Source organism: Nostoc sp. 'Peltigera membranacea cyanobiont' 213 (genome assembly GCF_002245975.1).
Classification (GTDB): domain Bacteria; phylum Cyanobacteriota; class Cyanobacteriia; order Cyanobacteriales; family Nostocaceae; genus Nostoc.
On the sequence record NZ_NOLI01000017.1, the window covers coordinates 26864 to 45637 of the forward strand.

The 18774-nt window shown below is 39.2% G+C and carries 17 protein-coding genes and 1 pseudogene; 9 read left to right on the top strand and 9 right to left on the bottom strand.

The window, feature by feature from the left end:
• Positions 1-1174 precede the first annotated feature (1174 nt).
• From CDG77_RS07525 to CDG77_RS07550, 7 genes and pseudogenes are all read left to right on the top strand, one after another.
• Positions 1175-1480, top strand: a complete 306-nt coding sequence (locus tag CDG77_RS07525) for a hypothetical protein (protein WP_143856970.1) — start codon at positions 1175-1177, stop codon at positions 1478-1480.
• A gap of 204 nt (positions 1481-1684) precedes the next feature.
• Complete coding sequence (locus CDG77_RS07530; RefSeq protein WP_094328778.1) at positions 1685-2068, top strand: EamA family transporter; 384 nt, start codon at positions 1685-1687, stop codon at positions 2066-2068.
• A 62-nt stretch (positions 2069-2130) separates the two neighbouring features.
• A complete protein-coding gene (locus CDG77_RS07535) occupies positions 2131-2460 on the top strand; it encodes an EamA family transporter (RefSeq protein WP_223269736.1) in 330 nt (109 codons plus the stop codon).
• A gap of 90 nt (positions 2461-2550) precedes the next feature.
• Positions 2551-3855 (top strand): NAD(P)/FAD-dependent oxidoreductase, encoded by a 1305-nt coding sequence (locus tag CDG77_RS07540; RefSeq protein ID WP_094328780.1) that lies wholly within the window; start codon positions 2551-2553, stop codon positions 3853-3855.
• A 45-nt stretch (positions 3856-3900) separates the two neighbouring features.
• Positions 3901-4422, top strand: a pseudogene (locus CDG77_RS37385) (glycosyltransferase family 2 protein); the annotation flags it as partial.
• Between the two features lie 75 nt (positions 4423-4497).
• Positions 4498-5970: a TldD/PmbA family protein gene (locus CDG77_RS07545; RefSeq protein WP_104899130.1), complete on the top strand. Its 1473-nt coding sequence runs from the start codon at positions 4498-4500 to the stop codon at positions 5968-5970.
• A 174-nt stretch (positions 5971-6144) separates the two neighbouring features.
• A complete protein-coding gene (locus tag CDG77_RS07550) occupies positions 6145-7485 on the top strand; it encodes a TldD/PmbA family protein (RefSeq protein ID WP_094328782.1) in 1341 nt (446 codons plus the stop codon).
• A 70-nt stretch (positions 7486-7555) separates the two neighbouring features.
• Here the strand turns inward: CDG77_RS07550 and CDG77_RS07555 are convergent, their stop codons facing one another.
• From CDG77_RS07555 to CDG77_RS07585, 7 genes are all read right to left on the bottom strand, one after another.
• Positions 7556-7996, bottom strand: a complete 441-nt coding sequence (locus tag CDG77_RS07555; RefSeq protein WP_094328783.1) for a pentapeptide repeat-containing protein — start codon at positions 7994-7996, stop codon at positions 7556-7558.
• Between the two features lie 272 nt (positions 7997-8268).
• Positions 8269-9282 carry an aspartate carbamoyltransferase catalytic subunit gene (locus CDG77_RS07560; protein WP_094328784.1) on the bottom strand — a complete coding sequence of 338 codons (1014 nt, stop codon included), beginning with the start codon at positions 9280-9282 and terminating at the stop codon, positions 8269-8271.
• Positions 9283-9377: 95 nt separating this feature from the next.
• Positions 9378-10730: a magnesium transporter gene (gene mgtE / locus CDG77_RS07565; protein ID WP_094328785.1), complete on the bottom strand. Its 1353-nt coding sequence runs from the start codon at positions 10728-10730 to the stop codon at positions 9378-9380.
• Positions 10731-11310: 580 nt separating this feature from the next.
• Positions 11311-11742 carry a hypothetical protein gene (locus CDG77_RS07570; protein WP_094328786.1) on the bottom strand — a complete coding sequence of 144 codons (432 nt, stop codon included), beginning with the start codon at positions 11740-11742 and terminating at the stop codon, positions 11311-11313.
• Between the two features lie 464 nt (positions 11743-12206).
• A complete protein-coding gene (locus tag CDG77_RS07575; protein ID WP_094328787.1) occupies positions 12207-12404 on the bottom strand; it encodes a DUF6887 family protein in 198 nt (65 codons plus the stop codon).
• Positions 12401-12583, bottom strand: a complete 183-nt coding sequence (locus CDG77_RS07580; RefSeq protein ID WP_094328788.1) for a DUF6888 family protein — start codon at positions 12581-12583, stop codon at positions 12401-12403. Before CDG77_RS07580 ends, CDG77_RS07575 begins: the two co-directional genes overlap by 4 nt.
• The gene (locus tag CDG77_RS07585; protein WP_094328789.1) at positions 12583-12768 is read right to left on the bottom strand and encodes a ribbon-helix-helix protein, CopG family; all 186 of its coding nucleotides are present in this window, start codon (positions 12766-12768) and stop codon (positions 12583-12585) included. Before CDG77_RS07585 ends, CDG77_RS07580 begins: the two co-directional genes overlap by 1 nt.
• 291 nt (positions 12769-13059) lie before the next feature.
• On the opposite strand from CDG77_RS07585, the gene CDG77_RS07590 reads away from it, so the two are divergent.
• Entirely contained in the window at positions 13060-16266 is a 3207-nt protein-coding gene (locus tag CDG77_RS07590) for a glycoside hydrolase family 15 protein (protein WP_094328833.1), read from the top strand.
• Between the two features lie 135 nt (positions 16267-16401).
• On the opposite strand, the gene CDG77_RS07595 is transcribed toward CDG77_RS07590, so the two are convergent.
• Together CDG77_RS07595 and CDG77_RS07600 are read right to left on the bottom strand one after the other, a co-directional pair.
• Positions 16402-16821: a hypothetical protein gene (locus CDG77_RS07595; RefSeq protein ID WP_094328790.1), complete on the bottom strand. Its 420-nt coding sequence runs from the start codon at positions 16819-16821 to the stop codon at positions 16402-16404.
• On the bottom strand, positions 16821-17678 hold the full coding sequence (locus tag CDG77_RS07600) for a ParA family protein (protein WP_094328791.1): 858 nt from the start codon (positions 17676-17678) through the stop codon (positions 16821-16823). Before CDG77_RS07600 ends, CDG77_RS07595 begins: the two co-directional genes overlap by 1 nt.
• 214 nt (positions 17679-17892) lie before the next feature.
• Between CDG77_RS07600 and CDG77_RS07605 the strand changes: the two genes are divergently transcribed.
• Positions 17893-18732 carry an urease accessory protein UreD gene (locus tag CDG77_RS07605; protein WP_094328792.1) on the top strand — a complete coding sequence of 280 codons (840 nt, stop codon included), beginning with the start codon at positions 17893-17895 and terminating at the stop codon, positions 18730-18732.
• Positions 18733-18774: the final 42 nt, after the last annotated feature.

The window sequence follows — 18774 nt, forward strand, 5'->3', positions numbered from 1 at the left end:
TTAAGCTTTTCCATCTATAAAGGCAACGCCAAGTTTTAAAAGTATATTTATAACCAATCGTCAGATAAAATAAATTATTCTGACTTACTTAGTGTCGGAATGAACTCTTAACGAAGTTTTGTCTGAGATGTCTGAATTTGAAGGTTTTCGTAGATAAATATAAAACAATTCAGACTCTTAGTTACTATACATAGCAACCCGCTTTAATTTCTAAGTTTATTTACGTGGTGCGCGAAGCATCGTAGGCAAGTAATAGGCAACAGGAAAGAAGGCTCTTTGAGTTATACTAAGTTTTTTAAAAAATTAAATATGAGTCCCATATATATTTTTTTGCTATCTTAGATGTATTAATGTAGTATAATATTACATCTTCCTTGTACCTGTACTATTATTCGAGTTGAAATTCTGCTTTCTCAAACTCTTAGCTTGGCACTTCTGGAGCCTGATACCAAATACCTACTTCTATGAGTTTATTAGCCAGGAAGTGCTTCATAAATCTACAAATTCTTAAAAACAAAAATTCATATACAGAAAGCTTTCGATTTTGTGAAGTTTTTGTTTAAGTATATTTTCAGTAAATGAATTTTTGATGAAGTATAGCGATAAATATGCAACACGCTATTCTCGTGGTATTCTAGTAAGTGATTGTATGTAGCAGTAAATTTTGAGGTAAAACTCTAGTTAAAATTACATATAGTTAAGAACAATTCAGCAACACTAATATTACAATAATGGAAAGACATTTCAAATCTGCTTAAACCAACGTAAACAGCGAGTTGATTGCCAAACCTTAGTTGACATTAGCTATTAGTCTTAAAATACTCTATTTGGACATTTACTAAAATTCCTCAGAACCCTGTAAAGCTCACGATCGTAGACTGGATTCATCTGTCTAAGATTTTCGCAGCCAAGCAGACTTTTGTTAATAGTTTTGTTCCCATGTCTAAAAAGAGTACCTATACACGCTCAACTTGAGTAAAAATTTTTATTAATCGGCTTAGTTACCAGCCGAGGTTACAGATATGGATGTGAGCCTAGAGGAATTCTATGGTATATCAATAAGTTAATTAAAATTTTCTGGAGAAAATGAAGAACATTTATCAATCCAGTTAAGTTAATTTCTTGAAAAGTTCAGTCGTGTCTTTAATAAGATTTCTACAGCAGGATGCAACTGATGAAAATAAATGAATGGATTAATCAAAAATTATGGCAATCCACTTTTATTAGTTTAGCTCCATCTGTTGAACATGCGCGTCTAATTCAAGTTCAAGAGCGGATGTCGCGCACTGCTAAAACTTGTCTAGAGCGATTTTGTGATGAAGTCTCGAACCTGCACCATGTCTGCATTCACTATGACATAAATGCTGCGATCGCACTAAAAGTAGTCTTGAAGCATAACTGGCTAATATGGAAGATTTCTGTAATTCTCGCTCATATCAGAATTGGACATAATCCAGCAACCCTCCTACAAGCTGCATAGTATTTAGTTGCTAACTCTTAGACATTAGCTTCGATGGTCATTTTGATATTAGTCACTTCAATATAACCCTCATAGTTTTATTGTCTATTTACTGAAGTAAAAGTCGAATTGTACAGAAGGTGTAGCCGAAATCAGAAGCGTTCAAAATAACGAGATGTTTACTGTCAGGTTGATACCTACTATCTCGATTGAGGTAAATGTACTATGAAATCTATGTCGCAAATTTCAAACTTTAAAATAATTCCTTATTTTATCTTGTTTGTCAGTATTTTATTTAGTATTTCTGGGCAACTGCTGATGAAAAATACCATGAGTCATGCAGAAGAAGGACTATTTACTTGGGAATTTATTCAAAAATTAGTATTAGCTGTTAGTGTTTATTGCTTGGGAGTAGTAAATTGGATATTGGCTCTACGTTCTGTAAAATTGAGTGTTGCTTATCCACTGACTAGCTTAAATTATGTCGGTATACTGTTTGGCTCATACTATTTTTTTAATGAGGTAATTACACTAACTCGAATAGCAGGAGTAATCACTATTTTTATGGGTGTTCTTTTAGTCGTTCTTCCAGTTAAAAAATCTATATAAAAACCAAAAGTAAATCTGACAAAAAATATTTACAAATGAACATTATTACTTGGCTACTTTTAATGATTGTAGTTTTATTCGGAACAACAGCTAACGTATCACTAAAATATGGGCTGCACATTTCTAGCCCTACTGAAGGAGGAAGCGCGTCTATCTTAAATCTCTTATTGTCTCGTTATTTTTTGATTTGGTTTATATGTTATACATTTATGACTATATTGTGGCTTTATGTATTGCGGACAATTCCTCTGAGTCAAGCATTTCCAGTTCTAGGATTAATGTATGCACTTATACCGATTGCTTCTCACTATCTTCTGAAAGAGCAGGTTATGTTTAGCCAGTGGTTAGGAATTTCCATAATCATTACTGGTGTAATTCTGGTTGTAAACTAATAGCTAAAAAAGTAATGGTTGAGGTTATTAATATTAAAAAGCCCTGAAGATAAATTTCGAAAACATCGCTAAAAATATAAGTTTAAATTTATGAATATAGGTATCGTTGGCGGAGGTATAACTGGACTAGTATTAGCCCAACGTCTTGCAAATAAAGGACATAGAGTAACTGTATTCGATAGTAATAAGCAGCTTGGTGGACTTACCACCTATCATGATTATGGGTTATTTACTTGGGATCGTTTTTATCACGTTATCCTCCCTTCTGATACTCATTTAATAAATTTTCTTAGAGATATTGGTCTTGGAGATAAGCTACGTTGGCATCGAAGTTTAACAGGGTTCTACGACAATCAAAAATTCTATTCTATCAGTAACACTATAGAATTTTTGCGTTTTCCTCTGTTTGGACTTATAGGTAAAATCAGATTAGCTTTTACTCTTCTATATGGTTCACGCCTGAATGACTGGAGGCGCTTAGAGAAGATTTTAGTGGAAGATTGGCTATTAAAACTCGGTGGTAAAAGTACATACGAAAAGCTTTGGAAACCGTTGCTTCTATCCAAATTAGGAGAGAACTATAAACGGATATCAGCAGTTTTTATTTGGGCTTATATCAAACGACTATTTTCAGCGCGGGATTCTTCATTAAATAAAGAACAACTTGGTTATGTTTCTGGTGGCTACAAAACTGTTTTTGACCATATAGAAAAATTAATTTCCGCGGCTGGCGGACATATCCGCACAGGGGTTGCAGTAGAATACATCGCACCTCATGCAGGAGGTGGAATGTGGGTAGAATCTCAGGGTAAAAAAGAACATTTTGATAAAGTCATTTTTACTGGCCCAGTTAATATTTTGCAGCAAGTTGCTGCCAATGAACTAGTAAAAGTTTCAGACACTGGTGAAACAGTAGAATACCTGGGTGTAATTTGCATGGTGCTGATTACTCGCAAGGCTTTAGTTCCTTATTACGTAGTAAATATTGCCGATAGAAATATTCCTTTTACCGGAGTCATCGGTATGAGTAACTTAGTTTCTTTGCAGGAAACAGCAGGATATCACATGACATTCTTACCAAAATACATCCTTTCCACCGACCCGTTGCTGAAACAGCCAGATGATGAATTGCGCCAAGTATTTTTCCAGGGTATACGTTTGATGTTCCCAGAACTCAAATCAGATGACATTGTAGCGGCACATATAAATCGAGCTATTAAAGTGCAGCCACTACAAGTTTTAGATTATTCAAGCCTTGTTCCAAAAGTGAGTACCGAAAACGATGATTTTTTCGTCGTGAATACCTCACAGTTGGTCAATGATAGTGTCAACAACAATGCAGTTGTGCGACAAGTCGATGAATTTCTCAAGAAATCTACATTACTGAATTCTTGAGATTTGAGTAATTGTATTTTATTTTAAAAATCACACGAGGTCTTTATGAGTCTTTTTGTTCTTTTACCCGCATACAACGAGCAAGAATCAATTCGTCCCTTATTCAAAAGGTTTCAGACATTACAGCAAATCTCTAATATGGAGATAAAACTGATTCTTGTTGATGATGGTAGTAGTGATGCAACTGCTGATACCGCTTTAGAGGAAGCTGAATCACTGGGGGTATTGCTTAATTTAGTCCAACATCCCAAGAATGCTGGTTTAGGTGAAGCAATTAAAACAGGTTTCACAACTTTCTTAGAAATTTCTAAAGAAGGCGATTTTTTAGCCGCAATGGATTGCGACAACACTCAACCACCAGAACTCTTAATCAAGATGTATGACACAATGATAGCTGGTAGCTATGATATTGCGATCGCATCTAGATACCGAAAAGGCTCTAAAGTCATAGGTTTATCAAAGTTTAGAGAAATAATGAGTTACGGAGCTAGCTGGCTGTTTAGAATTGCAGCCCGTGTACCAGGTGTCAGAGACTATACTTGTGGTTACAGGTTATATAACCGTAATTTTGTTAGTAAACTGGATATGTATTATGGCGACAATCTATTTACTGAAAGTGGATTTGCTTGCATGATAGATTTACTGCTTACAAGTACGCTACTTCTCTCGAATCAACTTCCCACTTTACAATATTCCTCCACACCAGAGCGTTTCGATGAAACCTGGGAGGCCCCCCTGGCTACTCTCCTGGGATTAGGACGCGCCGCAGGTGCTGACTTTATCGAATTATTTTTAGAGCGTCGCAACTATATTAGTTGTCTTGCAGAAGAAGACTCTATCACTAGTATTTCACCAAGTTTGTCTACAGGTGCGGGAGTCAGAGTATTTCGCGGCAAAGCCGATTGCTATGTCAGTACTAATGACCTTTCGTTTTCTGGTTTAAAAGCAGCTTTAGAAAAAGGTCTTTCTATCCTGGGATTGCAATTACCTACTCCTAAAGCTTTCATCCCAGAAATTAACCTGGAATTACTGAGAGATTACGCCACCAAAAGAGGTAAAGATGCATGGCTACCAGTGTGTAGCTCCATCCGCGAAATGGGAGAAGTCCTTCTGGATGGGACTGCCAATCTGAAGCAAAAAGCTAGCCACATCCAATCGCGCCGTGCTACCTATTTTCGGGATTGGCAAGAAGTTTTAATTGCCGCTAGTGACGGGACTTTTGCCCGCGATATTCGCCTCACCCAGTCAGTAGGATTTAACCTATTGTGTGCTGATGGTGCTAATCGTACCTCAATTGGCGATCGCGCAGGTAATACTAGCGATGCCAATTTCTTGAGAACTTGGGATTCTCAACAAGCCGCCGAAAAAATAGCAGAATCTGCTGGAAAAATGCTCTACGCCGATTACGTAGAATCTGGTACTTACCCGATTATTATGGCCAATCACTTTGGCGGCGTAATCTTCCACGAAGCTTGCGGACACCTACTAGAAACAACTCAAATCGAACGCAATACTACTCCCTTTGCTGACAAAAAAGGCGAAAAAATTGCCCACGAAAGTTTAACCGCCTGGGATGAAGGGCGTTCTGAAAACGCTTTCGGGACAATTGATATGGATGACGAAGGTATGCCTGCTCAAAGAACCTTATTAATTGAAAAAGGCATTCTCAAAAATTTCTTAGCTGATAGAACAGGTTCTGCACGCACCGGACACCCCAGAACTGGAAGTGGACGCAGGCAAAATTATACCTTTGCTGCTGCTAGCCGGATGCGTAATACTTATATTGATTCTGGCGAATATAGCACTGATGAATTATTTGCCTCTGTTGATAAAGGTATTTACTGTAAAAAGATGGGTGGCGGTAGTGTTGGTGCTACAGGTCAATTTAACTTTGGTGTTGATGAAGCTTATTTAATCGAAAATGGCAAAATCACCAAACCGCTAAAGGGAGCAATTTTGATTGGTGAAGCTAAGGAAATTATGAATAAAATTTCTATGTGTTCCCAAGATTTGGAAATTGCACCAGGTTTTTGTGGCTCTGTGAGTGGAAGTATTTACACCACAGTCGGACAACCCCACATCAAAGTTGATTCTATTACCGTCGGTGGACGATAAGAATTTTAGATTTTGGATTTTGGATTGTAATATTCAAAATCCAAAATACTCAAGTTATCTGATTATCTAGTAGATTCAATCTAAAATCCCAAAGAACAAATTGCCTGACTGTTGCTTCAGTCATAATTCTCCGAGAGAAATACAAGCAATAACATCCACAATCAAAAATTTACTATGCCAAATATCAATGAAATTGCAAATTCTGCCAAGGATAATGCTGAGAAGCTTGGCATTAAGAAATTCGACATTTATGGCTCAACGGTAGATGATACTAGCGTGCAAGTAGACCAAGGTGAGCCAAAACAAGTCAAAGCATCAAATCGCTCTGGTGTTACTGTTCGTGTCTGGAATGAAGAAAATACAATGGGTGTCACCAGCACCACAGATGTAGACCCCAAGGGATTAGAATTAGCTTTGAAAACTGCTTACGAAGCCAGTTTTTTTGGTGTTAAAGAAAATGTTCCTGATTTTAGTCCTGAAGCTACTGTTCCTATTCCGAATAAACATCAGGATAAAACAGCCCAAGCACCTGTTGCTGAACTCATAGAAAGATTGTTGGTAGCTGAAAAAGAATTACTGGCAGCCCATCCAGCAATTCAAGGTGTACCTTATAATGGTTTATCGCAAAGAGATATTGACAGGTTTTATCTAAATAGCGACGGTGCAGTGAGAACTGAATCTCATTCCTTAGCATCAGTTTATCTTTACAGCAAAACTGAAGAAGAAGGAAAAAAACCTCGCAGTGCAGGTGCTTATAGAATCAATCAAAGTTTAGATAATCTAGACATCAATGGTTGCATCAAAGAAACCGCCGATAAAACTATCAGCCACTTGAACTATGAAAAAATCAAGACTGGTAAATATCGAGTTGTTTTCTCAGCAGAAGCTTTCTTAAGTTTGTTGGGTGCTTTTTCTAATTTATTCAACGCCCAAAGTATTTTGGATAATCAAAGCTTATCAACTCCTGATGATTTAGGTAAGGAAATTGCTTCTCCTCTGCTTTCAGTTTATGACGATGCACTGCACCCAGCTAATGTAGGGGCAGAAACTTTTGATGGTGAAGGAACTCCGACTCGTCAAATTTCGTTGATTGAAAATGGTGTTTTAAAAAGCTTTCTTCATAGTGCAGGTACTGCCAAAAGGTTGAATTCCCAGCCCACAGGTAATGCCAGTATTGGTGCAAAAGTCAGCGTTAGTCCGAATTTTTATCACGTTTTTACAACAGCAACTCCTGAAGAAGAGTTGAGTTTAGAAACTGCGGAGAATGTGATTTTTATCGATGATTTACAAGCTCTCCATGCCGGAGTTAAATCCTTGCAAGGTTCCTTTTCTCTGCCGTTTGATGGTTGGCTAGTGAATAAAGGTGTCAAGACAAGTATTGAGTCAGCAACTGTTGCTGGCGATTTCTTGGAACTCTTAAAGTCAATTATTTATGTAGAAAAAGAAGCTGAGTTAACACCAGGGGGAGTTTGCCCGAAAATCTGGGTTAATGAACTGTCAATTACTGGTGAATAAAGCTTAGTCAGTGGAGAGTTAGGAGTTGAATATAACTCTTAACTCATCACTTTAAGATCGTGACTCACCATTAGTATTCCCCACCAATGCTAATGGCAGTGTTAAATACATCAGCGCCGCTTAAATCAATATTAGCCAAAATTGCGCCATTTACGTCACTATTATATAAACGGGAATTACTCAAATTAACGTTGGTGAGGTTGGCATTATTTAAGATAGTATCGCTGACAAATGCTTTGGTGAGATTAGCAGACTTTAAATTTGCGCCCGTTAAATCAGCGCCTTCTAAATTAGCACCTTCGAGATTAGCTCCCTTTAAATTTGCATTTCTTAAGTCAACACCTATGAGGTGAGCGCCTTTCAGGTTTGCTCCTGTTAAGTTACATCCAGAACATGCTCTAGTTTCCAGCAAGCGCCGAACAGGGGCGGAGTTTTCTGCTTTGACGGAAAGGGGAGCAGCTAAAGATAGTGTGCTGAGTAAGGCTGCTGCCGTCAAAAAGATTGCTTTCATATTTACCTCCGACATTTCTAAAAGTCATTAAATTCTTGACTTCTACAATCCCACTGTCCCAAAATTTGAGAACTATGTCCTCATGCGATGGGAGGAATACATATTTTCTATGTGATTAGGTATTCTTGTGTAAGTTAGTCCGATGGGATTAATTTTAGTTCTATCTTGATGAACTTTTTCGCATTTAACTTGCAGAGACTGGGCGCTCATGTTGCCCACCCCACAAGAGTTTGATTTAATTTGATTATGCGACTTAAATATTTTTCAGCTTATTAAGCCTTGCCACTGCCTAATAAATATAGTAAAGCCATGCGAACGGCGATACCGCTAGTAACTTGCGATTGAATCAGACTAAATTCTGGGTCATCCATCAATTCAGAACTAATTTCAACACCCCGATTAACTGGGCCTGGATGTAGAACTTTGACATTAGGTTTACAAAGTTGCAACTTTGTGCGTGTAATGCCAAACAACTGATGATATTCTCGCAAACTTGGCAGCAAATGAGCCGTCATGCGTTCCTTTTGTAGGCGTAGAGTCATCACAAAATCGGCATCTTGTAAAGCTGGTTCTAGCTGCCAATGTAGAAAAAGTTGGGGAGTGGGGAAATCACTTTTGACTCCTAACTCCTCAGATATATACTCAGCAAATAATTTGGGTAACAGGGTTGGTGGTGCTGCCAGATGCACTTCGGCACCACTGGCAATTAAACTCCAAATATTCGATCGCGCCACACGAGAATGAAGGATATCTCCAACAATGGCAATCTTTTTCCCTTTTAAAAGTTCCACTCGGGGACTCGCTGGGTCAATTAGAGTACTTATGGTAAATAAATCTAGCAATGCTTGGGAAGGATGTTCGTGTTGACCATCACCAGCATTGAGGACACTAACTCGTACACCTAAACGATCCATTTCAGCCGCGATCGCATTTGGTACTCCTGCCTCTCGATGGCGGACTACCATAATATCAGTTCCCATTGCCAAATAAGTCTTCGCCGTGTCAAGAATTGTCTCTCCCTTAGTCATAGAAGATGTGGCTGCGGCGAAGTTCAATGTATCAGCACTTAAGCGTTTCGCCGCCAGTTCAAAACTGCTGCGAGTCCGGGTAGAAGATTCAAAAAACAAATTTGCTACCACTTGTCCCTGCAAAGTTGGCACTTTCTTCGTCCGCCGGGATAGCACTTCTTGGAAAGAGGCCGCAGTTTGCAAAACTGTATCGTATTCAGTGGTGGTGAAGTCAGCTAGGGAAAGAATGTGATGACGATTCCAGGTATTAGTAGGCATATTTGGAGACTGGGGAGTGGGCGAGATGAGGGAGATGAGGGAGATGAGGGAGATATAATCAATGCCCTATGCCCTATGCCCCATGCCCAATCCTTTCAAGTTGGTAAATGGAAAACATTTAAAGCTAGAGAAATTAGGCTGAGGAACGTTAAAAACCCAATTGTATCTAGCATTGTAGTCACTAACGGGCCACTAACTAAAGCAGGGTCAAGTTTCAGCCGTTCCAAACCCATTGGTAGTAAAGTGCCGAGTGTAACAGCCACAATTGTATTAGTTGCCATTACCATGCCGGCAATTAAAGCCACCCATCGTTCTTGGGGTCGCGCCCAAATTAAGGAAAGCAGGAACATCGTTATGGCTAAAGCTACGGCTGTACCTAAACCAGCTAGAAGTTCTTTGCGAAGAATTTTCATTGTATCTTTGGGTGTTACCTCACCCACCCCTAAGCCGCGGATTGTCACCGTTAATGATTGAATACCGACAGTACCACCAGTGTTAGAAAAAATCGGCATGATTACTGCTAGAACTGGCACTGCGGCAATTACAGATTGAAAAGGCGCGATCGCACTGGCTGCACCAATATACAGTGCCATAATGCCCAACAGCCAAGGCAAGCGGTTGCGGATGGTAAGTAAGGGAGAGGATAAAACTGCTTCATCACCACTCACACCCGCCAGTTTTTGGATATCTTCTGTGGCTTCTTCTTCCAAAATATCCATGACATCATCAATGGTGACGATGCCAACCAATCGGTCTTCCCGATCGACGACGGGGATGGCAATTAAGTCGTAGCGCTGCATAATTCGCGCCACTTCTTCTTGAGGGGTTTCAGTTCTAACTTTAATGACGCGATCGCTAGAGATATCCTGAATGAAAACATCGGGAAAGGTAAACAGTAATTGGCGCAGTGAAACTACTCTCACCAGCGTCCGGTTGTCATCTGTGACGTAGGCGTAGTAAATCGTCTCCTTGTCTTCATCCTGACGGCGGATTTTACTCAGGGCTTCACCTACAGTCAATCCTTGCCGCAACCGAACATATTCGGTTGTCATCACCCGCCCAGCCGTGCCTTCTGGATAGCCGAGAATCGTTGCTGTTGCTTGCCTTTCTTCTGGACTTAGTTCTTGTAATAGCCGTTTGATTACCCCAGCAGGTAGTTCATCAAACAATTCTGCCCGTTCATCGGGACTCATGGCTTCTACAAGTTGCACTACCTGGACATCATGCAGAGAATTAATTAATTCTTCTTGCACCTCTGTGGGCAGATATTCAAATACATCAATTGCCTGAGCTTTGTTGAGTAAACGGAATGCGATCGCGCGTTCTTTCTCAGGCAATTGTGTAATGTAATCTCCTACATCCACAGGTTGCAAGCGATTCAAATCCCATTTCAATTGGTTTAAATCGGTAGTATCAGTCAGCAAATCACGAATATCTTGTGTAAGCATGAGATATATCTCCTAAGTCTCCCCCGCGCTGGGAGACTTTCTCGCCAGATCAGAGGAGGTTGATACTGCCATCTGGTGGACTATTGCCCATAAAATTTCAACAATTCAATATCGCTAAATGAAGGCATCGCTGTTCATCATCCTAACCCGGAATAGCACTCTCAGGTACATACTGAGGCATCAGTATTTAATGTTTGTGATATTTATCACTCTCAAATGACTTGACGAACAGATTTTTAAGTAATTTTCATGTAACTTAAGGTAGATTTTACTACTACAACAATAAGCTCTGTCAAGCCAATCAACGAATTTAATCCGAAACTTTACAGAGTTAAAATATTGCCAATACCTCAGTATTATTTTGGATCAAGCAACTTTATGCGTAGTCACCTGGATGACGAAGAATCAAAAATGGGTTAACAGGTTTTACTTCGTATTCGCAGTAATGTGTTTTAGTTTTCGCGTAGGCGTAGCCCCCCGTAGGCATCGCTTCAGATACAATCCACTCAGGATGCTTGTCTTGCCATTGTAATCTAGACTAGTATTTATTCTATTTTTCAGGCACGACTAACTAGACAAATTAAAGTCCTACATTACGATATGACACAGAAATATGTGTAACACTTTCATCTCTATACTCAACCTGTGTCCACCAGTATTCCGTGTTAATTAGGGAAGGTTTATTAATTCTACAGTCTAGAAAATTTACGTGGCTATGTTTAGTACCTTTGCTGTAATTTATTCTAATATCTCTATATCTGTAGTACACTCCGTTTTGGATGTCTTCACATTTAAAGCCATTTCGCTTCATTATTGCTTTAGCTTTATCAACGGATGTGCCGACAGGTAATCTGTGTAAAATTTCTTTTTCCATTACATCAGGGTTTTTATGAAGCCAGATTTTATCTCCAAATAGTAAGGGGAAAATATTGCCAACCCAACAGCAAGCTATAAGTAAAATACAAGGAATAATAATTAGAATTAAACTAAGTAGTTTTTGAAGTATGTTCATATTATTTATCTCTCAGAGCTTGTCTCTAAAAGAAATGTCATTAAGGCTTAAAAATTAAATTGAAGATTATATTTTATGACACAGGCAATCAATGATGAAGGCTTGCTAGTTTGGTTCGCTACTCAAATATTTTATTTCCAACTTAGAACTTACTGTAACCAATAATAGTTACTAATATCTACGTAATTAAACTTAAATTAGCACTCGTTTATCTGACGTAACTTATCAACAAAAATAATTCGTTATGCCTTCAAAAGCTATGATTTAAAGTAAAAAATAACACATAACTTTATGAGATTTGATCAAATCTCATATTTTCGTTTGCGATCGCGGTCATTTTCTAATCCATGACTAAAAATTAGTTGTATCTCTGACTGTGTTAAACCCGTTTGGCAAAGGGCAAAAAATATATTTTCTTCCTCCTGCCGTAAGCTCGAACTGCCCTCTGCTTTCTTCGGTAATTTTTAGAGATTTTCTCGTGTCCGTTTTGCTTCTATTAGTTTTTCCAGTTCACCAATTTCATCTATGGTATAAAACTTCGGGTTAGGTTCAGCGTTAATTTTATCCATTAGAGCGTGAAAAGCTTCTGTATCATTACGATTCTCTAATAAATAACGTTTTAACTCTACTTTGCTCATTGCTGCAAACTGAGGCTTATTCATTCGTCGTATCTCCATTTACCATTAGGGTTAATTACAATACCAGTTTCATCACCAGCCAAGATATAGATGTCTCCTGTTCGTTCATCTAATCTGACTATAAAGATAGGTAGTAGAAACGTTGTGAGGTTTTGACAGAGAATAAAACAAATCAGATTTTGTTTGGGTGTAGGATACCTCATCAAGGTTGACTTACTTTTTTGATTGCCGCATCACACCACATTCTGACAGCTTCTTCCATTGCCTCACTGTGCCCTATTTCTAACTCAAGAGCTAGCTGTTTGAAAATTTTAACTAAATCCTTGGGCAGATAGGCAGCACTTTGGGTGTAATCGCTGTGGGTGCGTTTGTTAATTCGAGTTTCCATGATGAAAAAAGTTAATCTGCTGTTATGCTAGCATACTAGCTCATATCTCCCAGATTGCACTCAATAGCACGTAATTCTGACCACACCCAAAAATCTCCCCAATTTTTCACTATTTCGCCAGTGCCACGCCGAAATAAAATCACTAAAATTAAGTACCCAGAAATCTACTAACACGAGATAATAATAAACTCATACCACCCTTAGCTGTTGTCCCATCAACCATTACAGAACTTGTTCTGGCTTGGTTTAGAGTCACAGGCTCGAATTTTGCAACTAGTTCTGAACCAAATCATGAAAACATCTACCGAATTGCTAGCCCGTCTGGACTATTACTACCAGCAAATTAAAACAATTATCCTGACTCGGCAGAATCCGATTACTGGTTTACTACCTGCGAGTACTGCGATTACAGCCCACGGCGATTATACTGATGCCTGGGTGCGAGACAACGTTTACAGCATTTTGGCAGTTTGGGGTTTAGGACTTGCATACCGCAAGATTGATGACGACAAAGGACGCACCTATGAACTAGAACATAGTGTCATTAAATTGATGCGCGGGTTGCTATTTGCGATGATGCGACAAGCTCATAAAGTAGAGACATTTAAACATACTCAGTCGCTACTAGATGGACTGCACGCCAAATATAATACCGCGACTGGCGACGTTGTTGTTGGTGATGACGAATGGGGACATTTGCAACTTGATGCCACATCCATATTTTTGCTGATGTTGGGGCAAATGACGGCTGCGGGATTGCAAATCATTTATACGATTGATGAAGTGAACTTCGTCCAAAATTTAGTTTACTACATTGGACGAGCTTACCGCACACCAGATTACGGCATTTGGGAACGTGGGAATAAAATTAATCGTGGTAGTGCAGAGTTAAATGCCAGTTCTGTAGGCATGGCGAAAGCTGCTTTAGAAGCTATCAACGGACTGGATTTGTTTGGTGTGCATGGTAGTCAAGCATCAGTAATTCATGTTTTACCAGATGAAATTGCCCGCGCCCGGATTACCCTAGAATCCTTATTACCGAGGGAATCTGGTTCCAAAGAAATTGATGGGGCGCTGTTAAGTATTATTAGTTATCCTGCCTTTGCAGTGGAAGATTTGGAGTTACGCGATCGCACTTTAAACGATATTATCAATAAACTTGCAGGTAAATACGGCTGCAAACGCTTTCTGCGTGATGGACACCAAACCGTTTTAGAAGATAGTCAGCGCTTGCACTACGAACCGTGGGAACTCAAACAATTTGAGCATATTGAATGCGAATGGCCGTTATTTTTCACTTATTTAGTTCTAGATGGATTATTTCGCGGCGAACAAGAACAAGTTAAAAAATACCAAAATCTTTTAGAATCATTACTTATAGAACAAAATGGTTTGCGTTTATTGCCAGAGCTTTATTATGTTCCAGCCGAAAACATAGAGGCAGAAAAGTTAGCACCCCAAACGCAACCACGTTTACCCAATGAAAATATTCCCTTAGTATGGGCGCAAAGTTTATACTTTCTCGGAGAAATGTTGAGTGAAGGGTTACTAGCACTTGGTGATATCGACCCTTTGGGAAGACATTTATGTGTAGGGAAACAGCGTGAATCGTTGGTACAAATTGCCTTATTAGCAGAAGATGAAGATTTACAGAAAAAACTAGAAGTTCACGGAATTGAAGCACAAACGCCCACTCAAGTAGAACCGATTCAAGTGAGAAAAGCTGGAGAATTCTCAGCTATTTATACCCAAATTGGACGTAATGACAAACTTGGTTTAACCGGGCGGCCAGTGCGACGGTTGCGGAGTTTGACAACATCGAGAATATTTCGGATTAGCGGTGAAACAATTGTGTTTTTACCTTCATTTTCCGATTCTCAACAGTTTTACTTAACCCTTGATTACCATTTTTTACTAGATCAAATTAGAAGCGAACTAGCTTACATTCAAAAATATTGGAACGATTTAGGTCGTCCTACCTTGACTTTAATGTTGACGCACACCATGTTAGAAAGTGGTTCTGAAGCATTACTAGAACTGATGCAAGAACTGAAAGATGGGGTTTGTAACGGTGTGCGAGTGAAATTAGGGCGGCTAAATCAGCTAATGCTGACGGCTGGAATTCAAAGAATCGATTTTCTGCCAAATGCAGAATTTTCGCGATCGCCACTGAAAAATGCTAGCCCACGTTGCTATTATTTGGCTTATCATCCTGAAAAAAACTGGCGCTTAGGACATACTCAAGAATTTCAGATGGAGTATGAAACCAACTTCGGATTATTACTTTCTTCTTTGCGTGCATCAGAGAATATTTACGAGCAAATTGAGTTATTGCAAACCTTAACTCGCTTGCAGGGAATGAAATTTGATACCGGATATGGTGGCCCAGGATATCGGGTAACAGTAGGTGATTTACTCGATGAAGTTTACACCAAAGCTGGAGATTTAGGCATTTGGGCGGTAGTGCGTCGGGCTGCGGGGTTACGGCAAATGGTTGATATCAGCCTATCAGATGCAGCCACGAGTATTTTGGTACGGGGTAAGCAAATAGCTGTGGGTAAAGCTTATAGTGAAGCGTCTTTGATTACCGTACCCATGTCCCACGATGAAATTGCCGATAAAATTAATCATTTTTGTCGTGAAGATATCCGCGATCGCGTCCTAACACAAGAGATTTTAATCTATCTTGGTATCTTAATTCGCTCAGAACCCGAACTATTTCAGGGACTACTAACCCTGAGAGTCGGCTATCTCATTTTATTGATAACCAGCGAACTAGCGCGGGAATTACACGTTACCCAAGATGAAGCTTACGATCGCTTAATGCAACTTTCACCCTTTGATGTGAAAATGCGCTTGCGTCAGGTATTAACTGGATATACTGGCATGAGTAACCTGTTGCGCCAGCAAGAATCACTGCACGTCAAACAAAAAGAAAGTGATATCGCTTGGGTAGTATTACCAGGAATCGCCGAAGGGATAGAAGTCCCACCGGGTGGTTGGCAACGGTTTCGCCAAGCTGAAGGTGCGACGGGACGCGTACCAAAAGAATTTTTTAAGCAAGTTTGGCTATTAATGCAACATTGCAAGGGTATAGTAATTGGGGATAAACTAGAGCGGCGCAATCGTTTAGATAGTGAAATAATGCTGTCGGAAATGACAGCAGGTGAAAGAAATTTTGCTCTGTTGGTTGAGCATTTGCTGAATAAAATCGAAGCTCCAGAATACCGCCAAGTTAATATTGAAGCATTAATCGAATTAGGTGCGATCGCAGCGAATAATCCTAAGCTGCAAATTGAAGAGTATATCGTCTTGGATGTGTTGATTGGCCATGCTGTGCGATTGGCGTGGCTAGAAAATCATAGTCAACGCAGCGATCGCTATGATGAGGATAAAGCTAGTGCGTGGCGATCGTTTTACAATACTTCACCTAGAGATTGTGCTAGTTATATTTTGAAAGCATTTAGGTTCTTGACAGAGTTTGTGAAAGATTTTTAACCGCAGATGCGCTACACACCTTCCCACAGGGTAGAAACGCAGACAATGAGAGAATGCATACTGCTTTGGGCCTGCTTTACTGGAGTCGACCCATTCTTGTACGTGGTTATTCCAGTTAGCGAATAAATAGCTACATTATGTTCTAGAGATTGAAGCTGCAAGTAGTTTTCCACTTTTATCTTGAGCTTGCAATTTTTGAATAATATGCTCAATAATACTATTCAAATCTTTCCGGCGACGCATAGAACGTTTTGGATCGAGTTGACCGTGTTTCAATAATTCTCTAACTTTTTCTCCTAACTCGGTTAAGTAAAACCTCAGTTGTTCTTCACCCTGTTCGCGTAAAATTTGCCGACATTCAGTTAGGATAAGATCACCATTTTCGAGAGTTTTACTAGCCTCTGACTGCTTTGGTGTTACGTCGGATGAAGATTTACTTTTATGAGCATTTAAACTGTTAGTTAGACATTTTTCTACAGCCTTAGCAAGTTTTGGATCAGATTCCACAACTTCTGCGATCGCTCTTAATAAGTTTGCAATTTGTGATGCTTCCATTATCTACCTACTCTCTGAATAAATTCTTTAGTTAATTTCACCATAGAATCATGAGAATCATCATATTTTTGTTTATATGTTAAATAATTGTTCAATTCTAACCCTTGTGCAATTTTTGCTCTTTCTAAAATTTTGGTTTCAAAAACTGGTGGATAGAAAGGGTTAACAATAATAGAGTTTAAATTTTCACTTTGGGCTATTGTTCGGTTGTAACGAGAAATTAATGTTCCAACGGCTTTTAAGTTATGTACATAATCTCTATTAAACTTTTCAATGTGTTCAAGTAATAAATCTAATCCATGAATTGACATTCGGTTTGGTACACAAGGGATTATACAAGCATGGCTAGCTAGAAATGCACTTTTAACTACTGTGTTAATATTGGGAGCGCAGTCTATTAAAATATAATCATAATTATTTAGTAAGGGTTTGATGATTATACGAATAAGTTCAACAGGTTTAAAGTTAAAAGAATAATAACCTGATGGCAATTGTTCCTGGATTTCAAATAGTCTTGGGCTGCTAGGTATCAGATGTAAGTGGGCAAAAGAATTTCCGTTCCTAACATTTGAAATATTGTGTTTAACTATAAAATTTTCACTTTTAATATTTTCTAAAAAATATTCAGGATCTTTAAATAAATAAGGCAATGTCAATTTTTTACTTTCAAATTCTTTTTCCCAAACCTCTTCTGACATTAAAGCACTAGTCAAATTACTTTGAGGATCAAGATCAATAGCAAGTACACGCTTTTTGTACATCGTATCGCCGGCTAAATATTCCGCTAATGCCATGACGGTGGTAGTTTTGCCAACTCCACCCTTGAGGTTGCAAATGCTTATCACTTTAGCTGTCATAATTCCTGGTAGATTGACACATTACATTGCTACATCTCTATCTTTCCCGGAAAATATGCCCAACTAACAACTAACAGGTTCATTTTTACTTTTATATAATGGTCTATTGCACTAGCGTATACATTGGCGAAAAATCCTGATAACTTGCATGTAAAGCAGCAAATAATGCATTAAATAAATATAAGGTATCTGAACTTTAATCTTAAATTTATAAATGACTTGTAACTCACAAATAGCAGAAGGTTGGCATGGCAAACTTAATTTAGTCTATGCCGATCGCAAAGGTGCAACCCAATTAATTTACGATCGCCACCAAGCACCCCTGAAGGTACAACGCCCATTCTACCCAGAAGGGGAAAAAGTCTGTCACAGCGTCATTTTACACACAGCAGGGGGTATGGTAGGAGGCGATCGCTTATCTTCTAACATCCACCTCCAACCCCAAGCCCAAACCTTAATCACCACGGCGGCTGCAAGCAAGATATATCGCAGCAATGGCTTACAAGCTAGACAAACCATCCAGATGCAAGTTGACGCTGGTGCTTGCTTAGAGTGGTTGCCGCAAGAGACAATTTTATTTAACGACGCGATTTATCGGCAAGATTTACGGGTAGAATTAGCAACCGGGGCTAGCTTTTTAGGCTGGGAAATTACCCGATTTGGTCGTAGTGCTAGGGGAGAGAAATTCTTACAAGGAGAATGGCGATCGCACACCGAAATTTGGCAGCAAGGCGTTCCATTATGGATCGATCGGCAATTGTTACGGGGTAGCGAAGAAATTTTTCACAGTCCCCACGGTTTGGGTGGAAAACCAATTGTAGGTAGTCTAGTTTGGGTTGGTGGTGCAGTTTCAGGAGAAATTGTCGAAAAAACGCGAAATTTATGGAATGGGGAAGGAGAAACGGGTGTTAGTCGGTTACAACATGGATTATTGTGTCGATATCGCGGTGCTTCTACATCTGAGGTGAGGAACTGGTTTATTAATGTTTGGCAGTTGCTGCGAGTTTCTTTTTTAAATCGTGGTAATTGTATACCAAGAGTGTGGCAGCTTTAAACGAACCACGAAGGCGCGAAGAACGCGAAGGAAGAGGTAAGA

What these genes read in the sequence shown, in the direction of transcription:
- CDG77_RS07525 (WP_143856970.1), top strand. Translation starts at nt 1,175, where the DNA reads ATGAAAATAAATGAATGGATTAATCAAAAATTATGGCAATCCACTTTT.
- CDG77_RS07530 (WP_094328778.1), top strand. Translation starts at nt 1,685, where the DNA reads ATGAAATCTATGTCGCAAATTTCAAACTTTAAAATAATTCCTTATTTT.
- CDG77_RS07535 (WP_223269736.1), top strand. Translation starts at nt 2,131, where the DNA reads ATGATTGTAGTTTTATTCGGAACAACAGCTAACGTATCACTAAAATAT.
- CDG77_RS07540 (WP_094328780.1), top strand. Translation starts at nt 2,551, where the DNA reads ATGAATATAGGTATCGTTGGCGGAGGTATAACTGGACTAGTATTAGCC.
- CDG77_RS07550 (WP_094328782.1), top strand. Translation starts at nt 6,145, where the DNA reads ATGCCAAATATCAATGAAATTGCAAATTCTGCCAAGGATAATGCTGAG.
- CDG77_RS07555 (WP_094328783.1), bottom strand. Translation starts at nt 7,996, where the DNA reads ATGAAAGCAATCTTTTTGACGGCAGCAGCCTTACTCAGCACACTATCT.
- CDG77_RS07560 (WP_094328784.1), bottom strand. Translation starts at nt 9,282, where the DNA reads ATGCCTACTAATACCTGGAATCGTCATCACATTCTTTCCCTAGCTGAC.
- mgtE (WP_094328785.1), bottom strand. Translation starts at nt 10,730, where the DNA reads ATGCTTACACAAGATATTCGTGATTTGCTGACTGATACTACCGATTTA.
- CDG77_RS07570 (WP_094328786.1), bottom strand. Translation starts at nt 11,742, where the DNA reads ATGAACATACTTCAAAAACTACTTAGTTTAATTCTAATTATTATTCCT.
- CDG77_RS07575 (WP_094328787.1), bottom strand. Translation starts at nt 12,404, where the DNA reads ATGAATAAGCCTCAGTTTGCAGCAATGAGCAAAGTAGAGTTAAAACGT.
- CDG77_RS07580 (WP_094328788.1), bottom strand. Translation starts at nt 12,583, where the DNA reads ATGAGGTATCCTACACCCAAACAAAATCTGATTTGTTTTATTCTCTGT.
- CDG77_RS07585 (WP_094328789.1), bottom strand. Translation starts at nt 12,768, where the DNA reads ATGGAAACTCGAATTAACAAACGCACCCACAGCGATTACACCCAAAGT.
- CDG77_RS07590 (WP_094328833.1), top strand. Translation starts at nt 13,060, where the DNA reads ATGAAAACATCTACCGAATTGCTAGCCCGTCTGGACTATTACTACCAG.
- CDG77_RS07595 (WP_094328790.1), bottom strand. Translation starts at nt 16,821, where the DNA reads ATGGAAGCATCACAAATTGCAAACTTATTAAGAGCGATCGCAGAAGTT.
- CDG77_RS07600 (WP_094328791.1), bottom strand. Translation starts at nt 17,678, where the DNA reads ATGACAGCTAAAGTGATAAGCATTTGCAACCTCAAGGGTGGAGTTGGC.
- CDG77_RS07605 (WP_094328792.1), top strand. Translation starts at nt 17,893, where the DNA reads ATGACTTGTAACTCACAAATAGCAGAAGGTTGGCATGGCAAACTTAAT.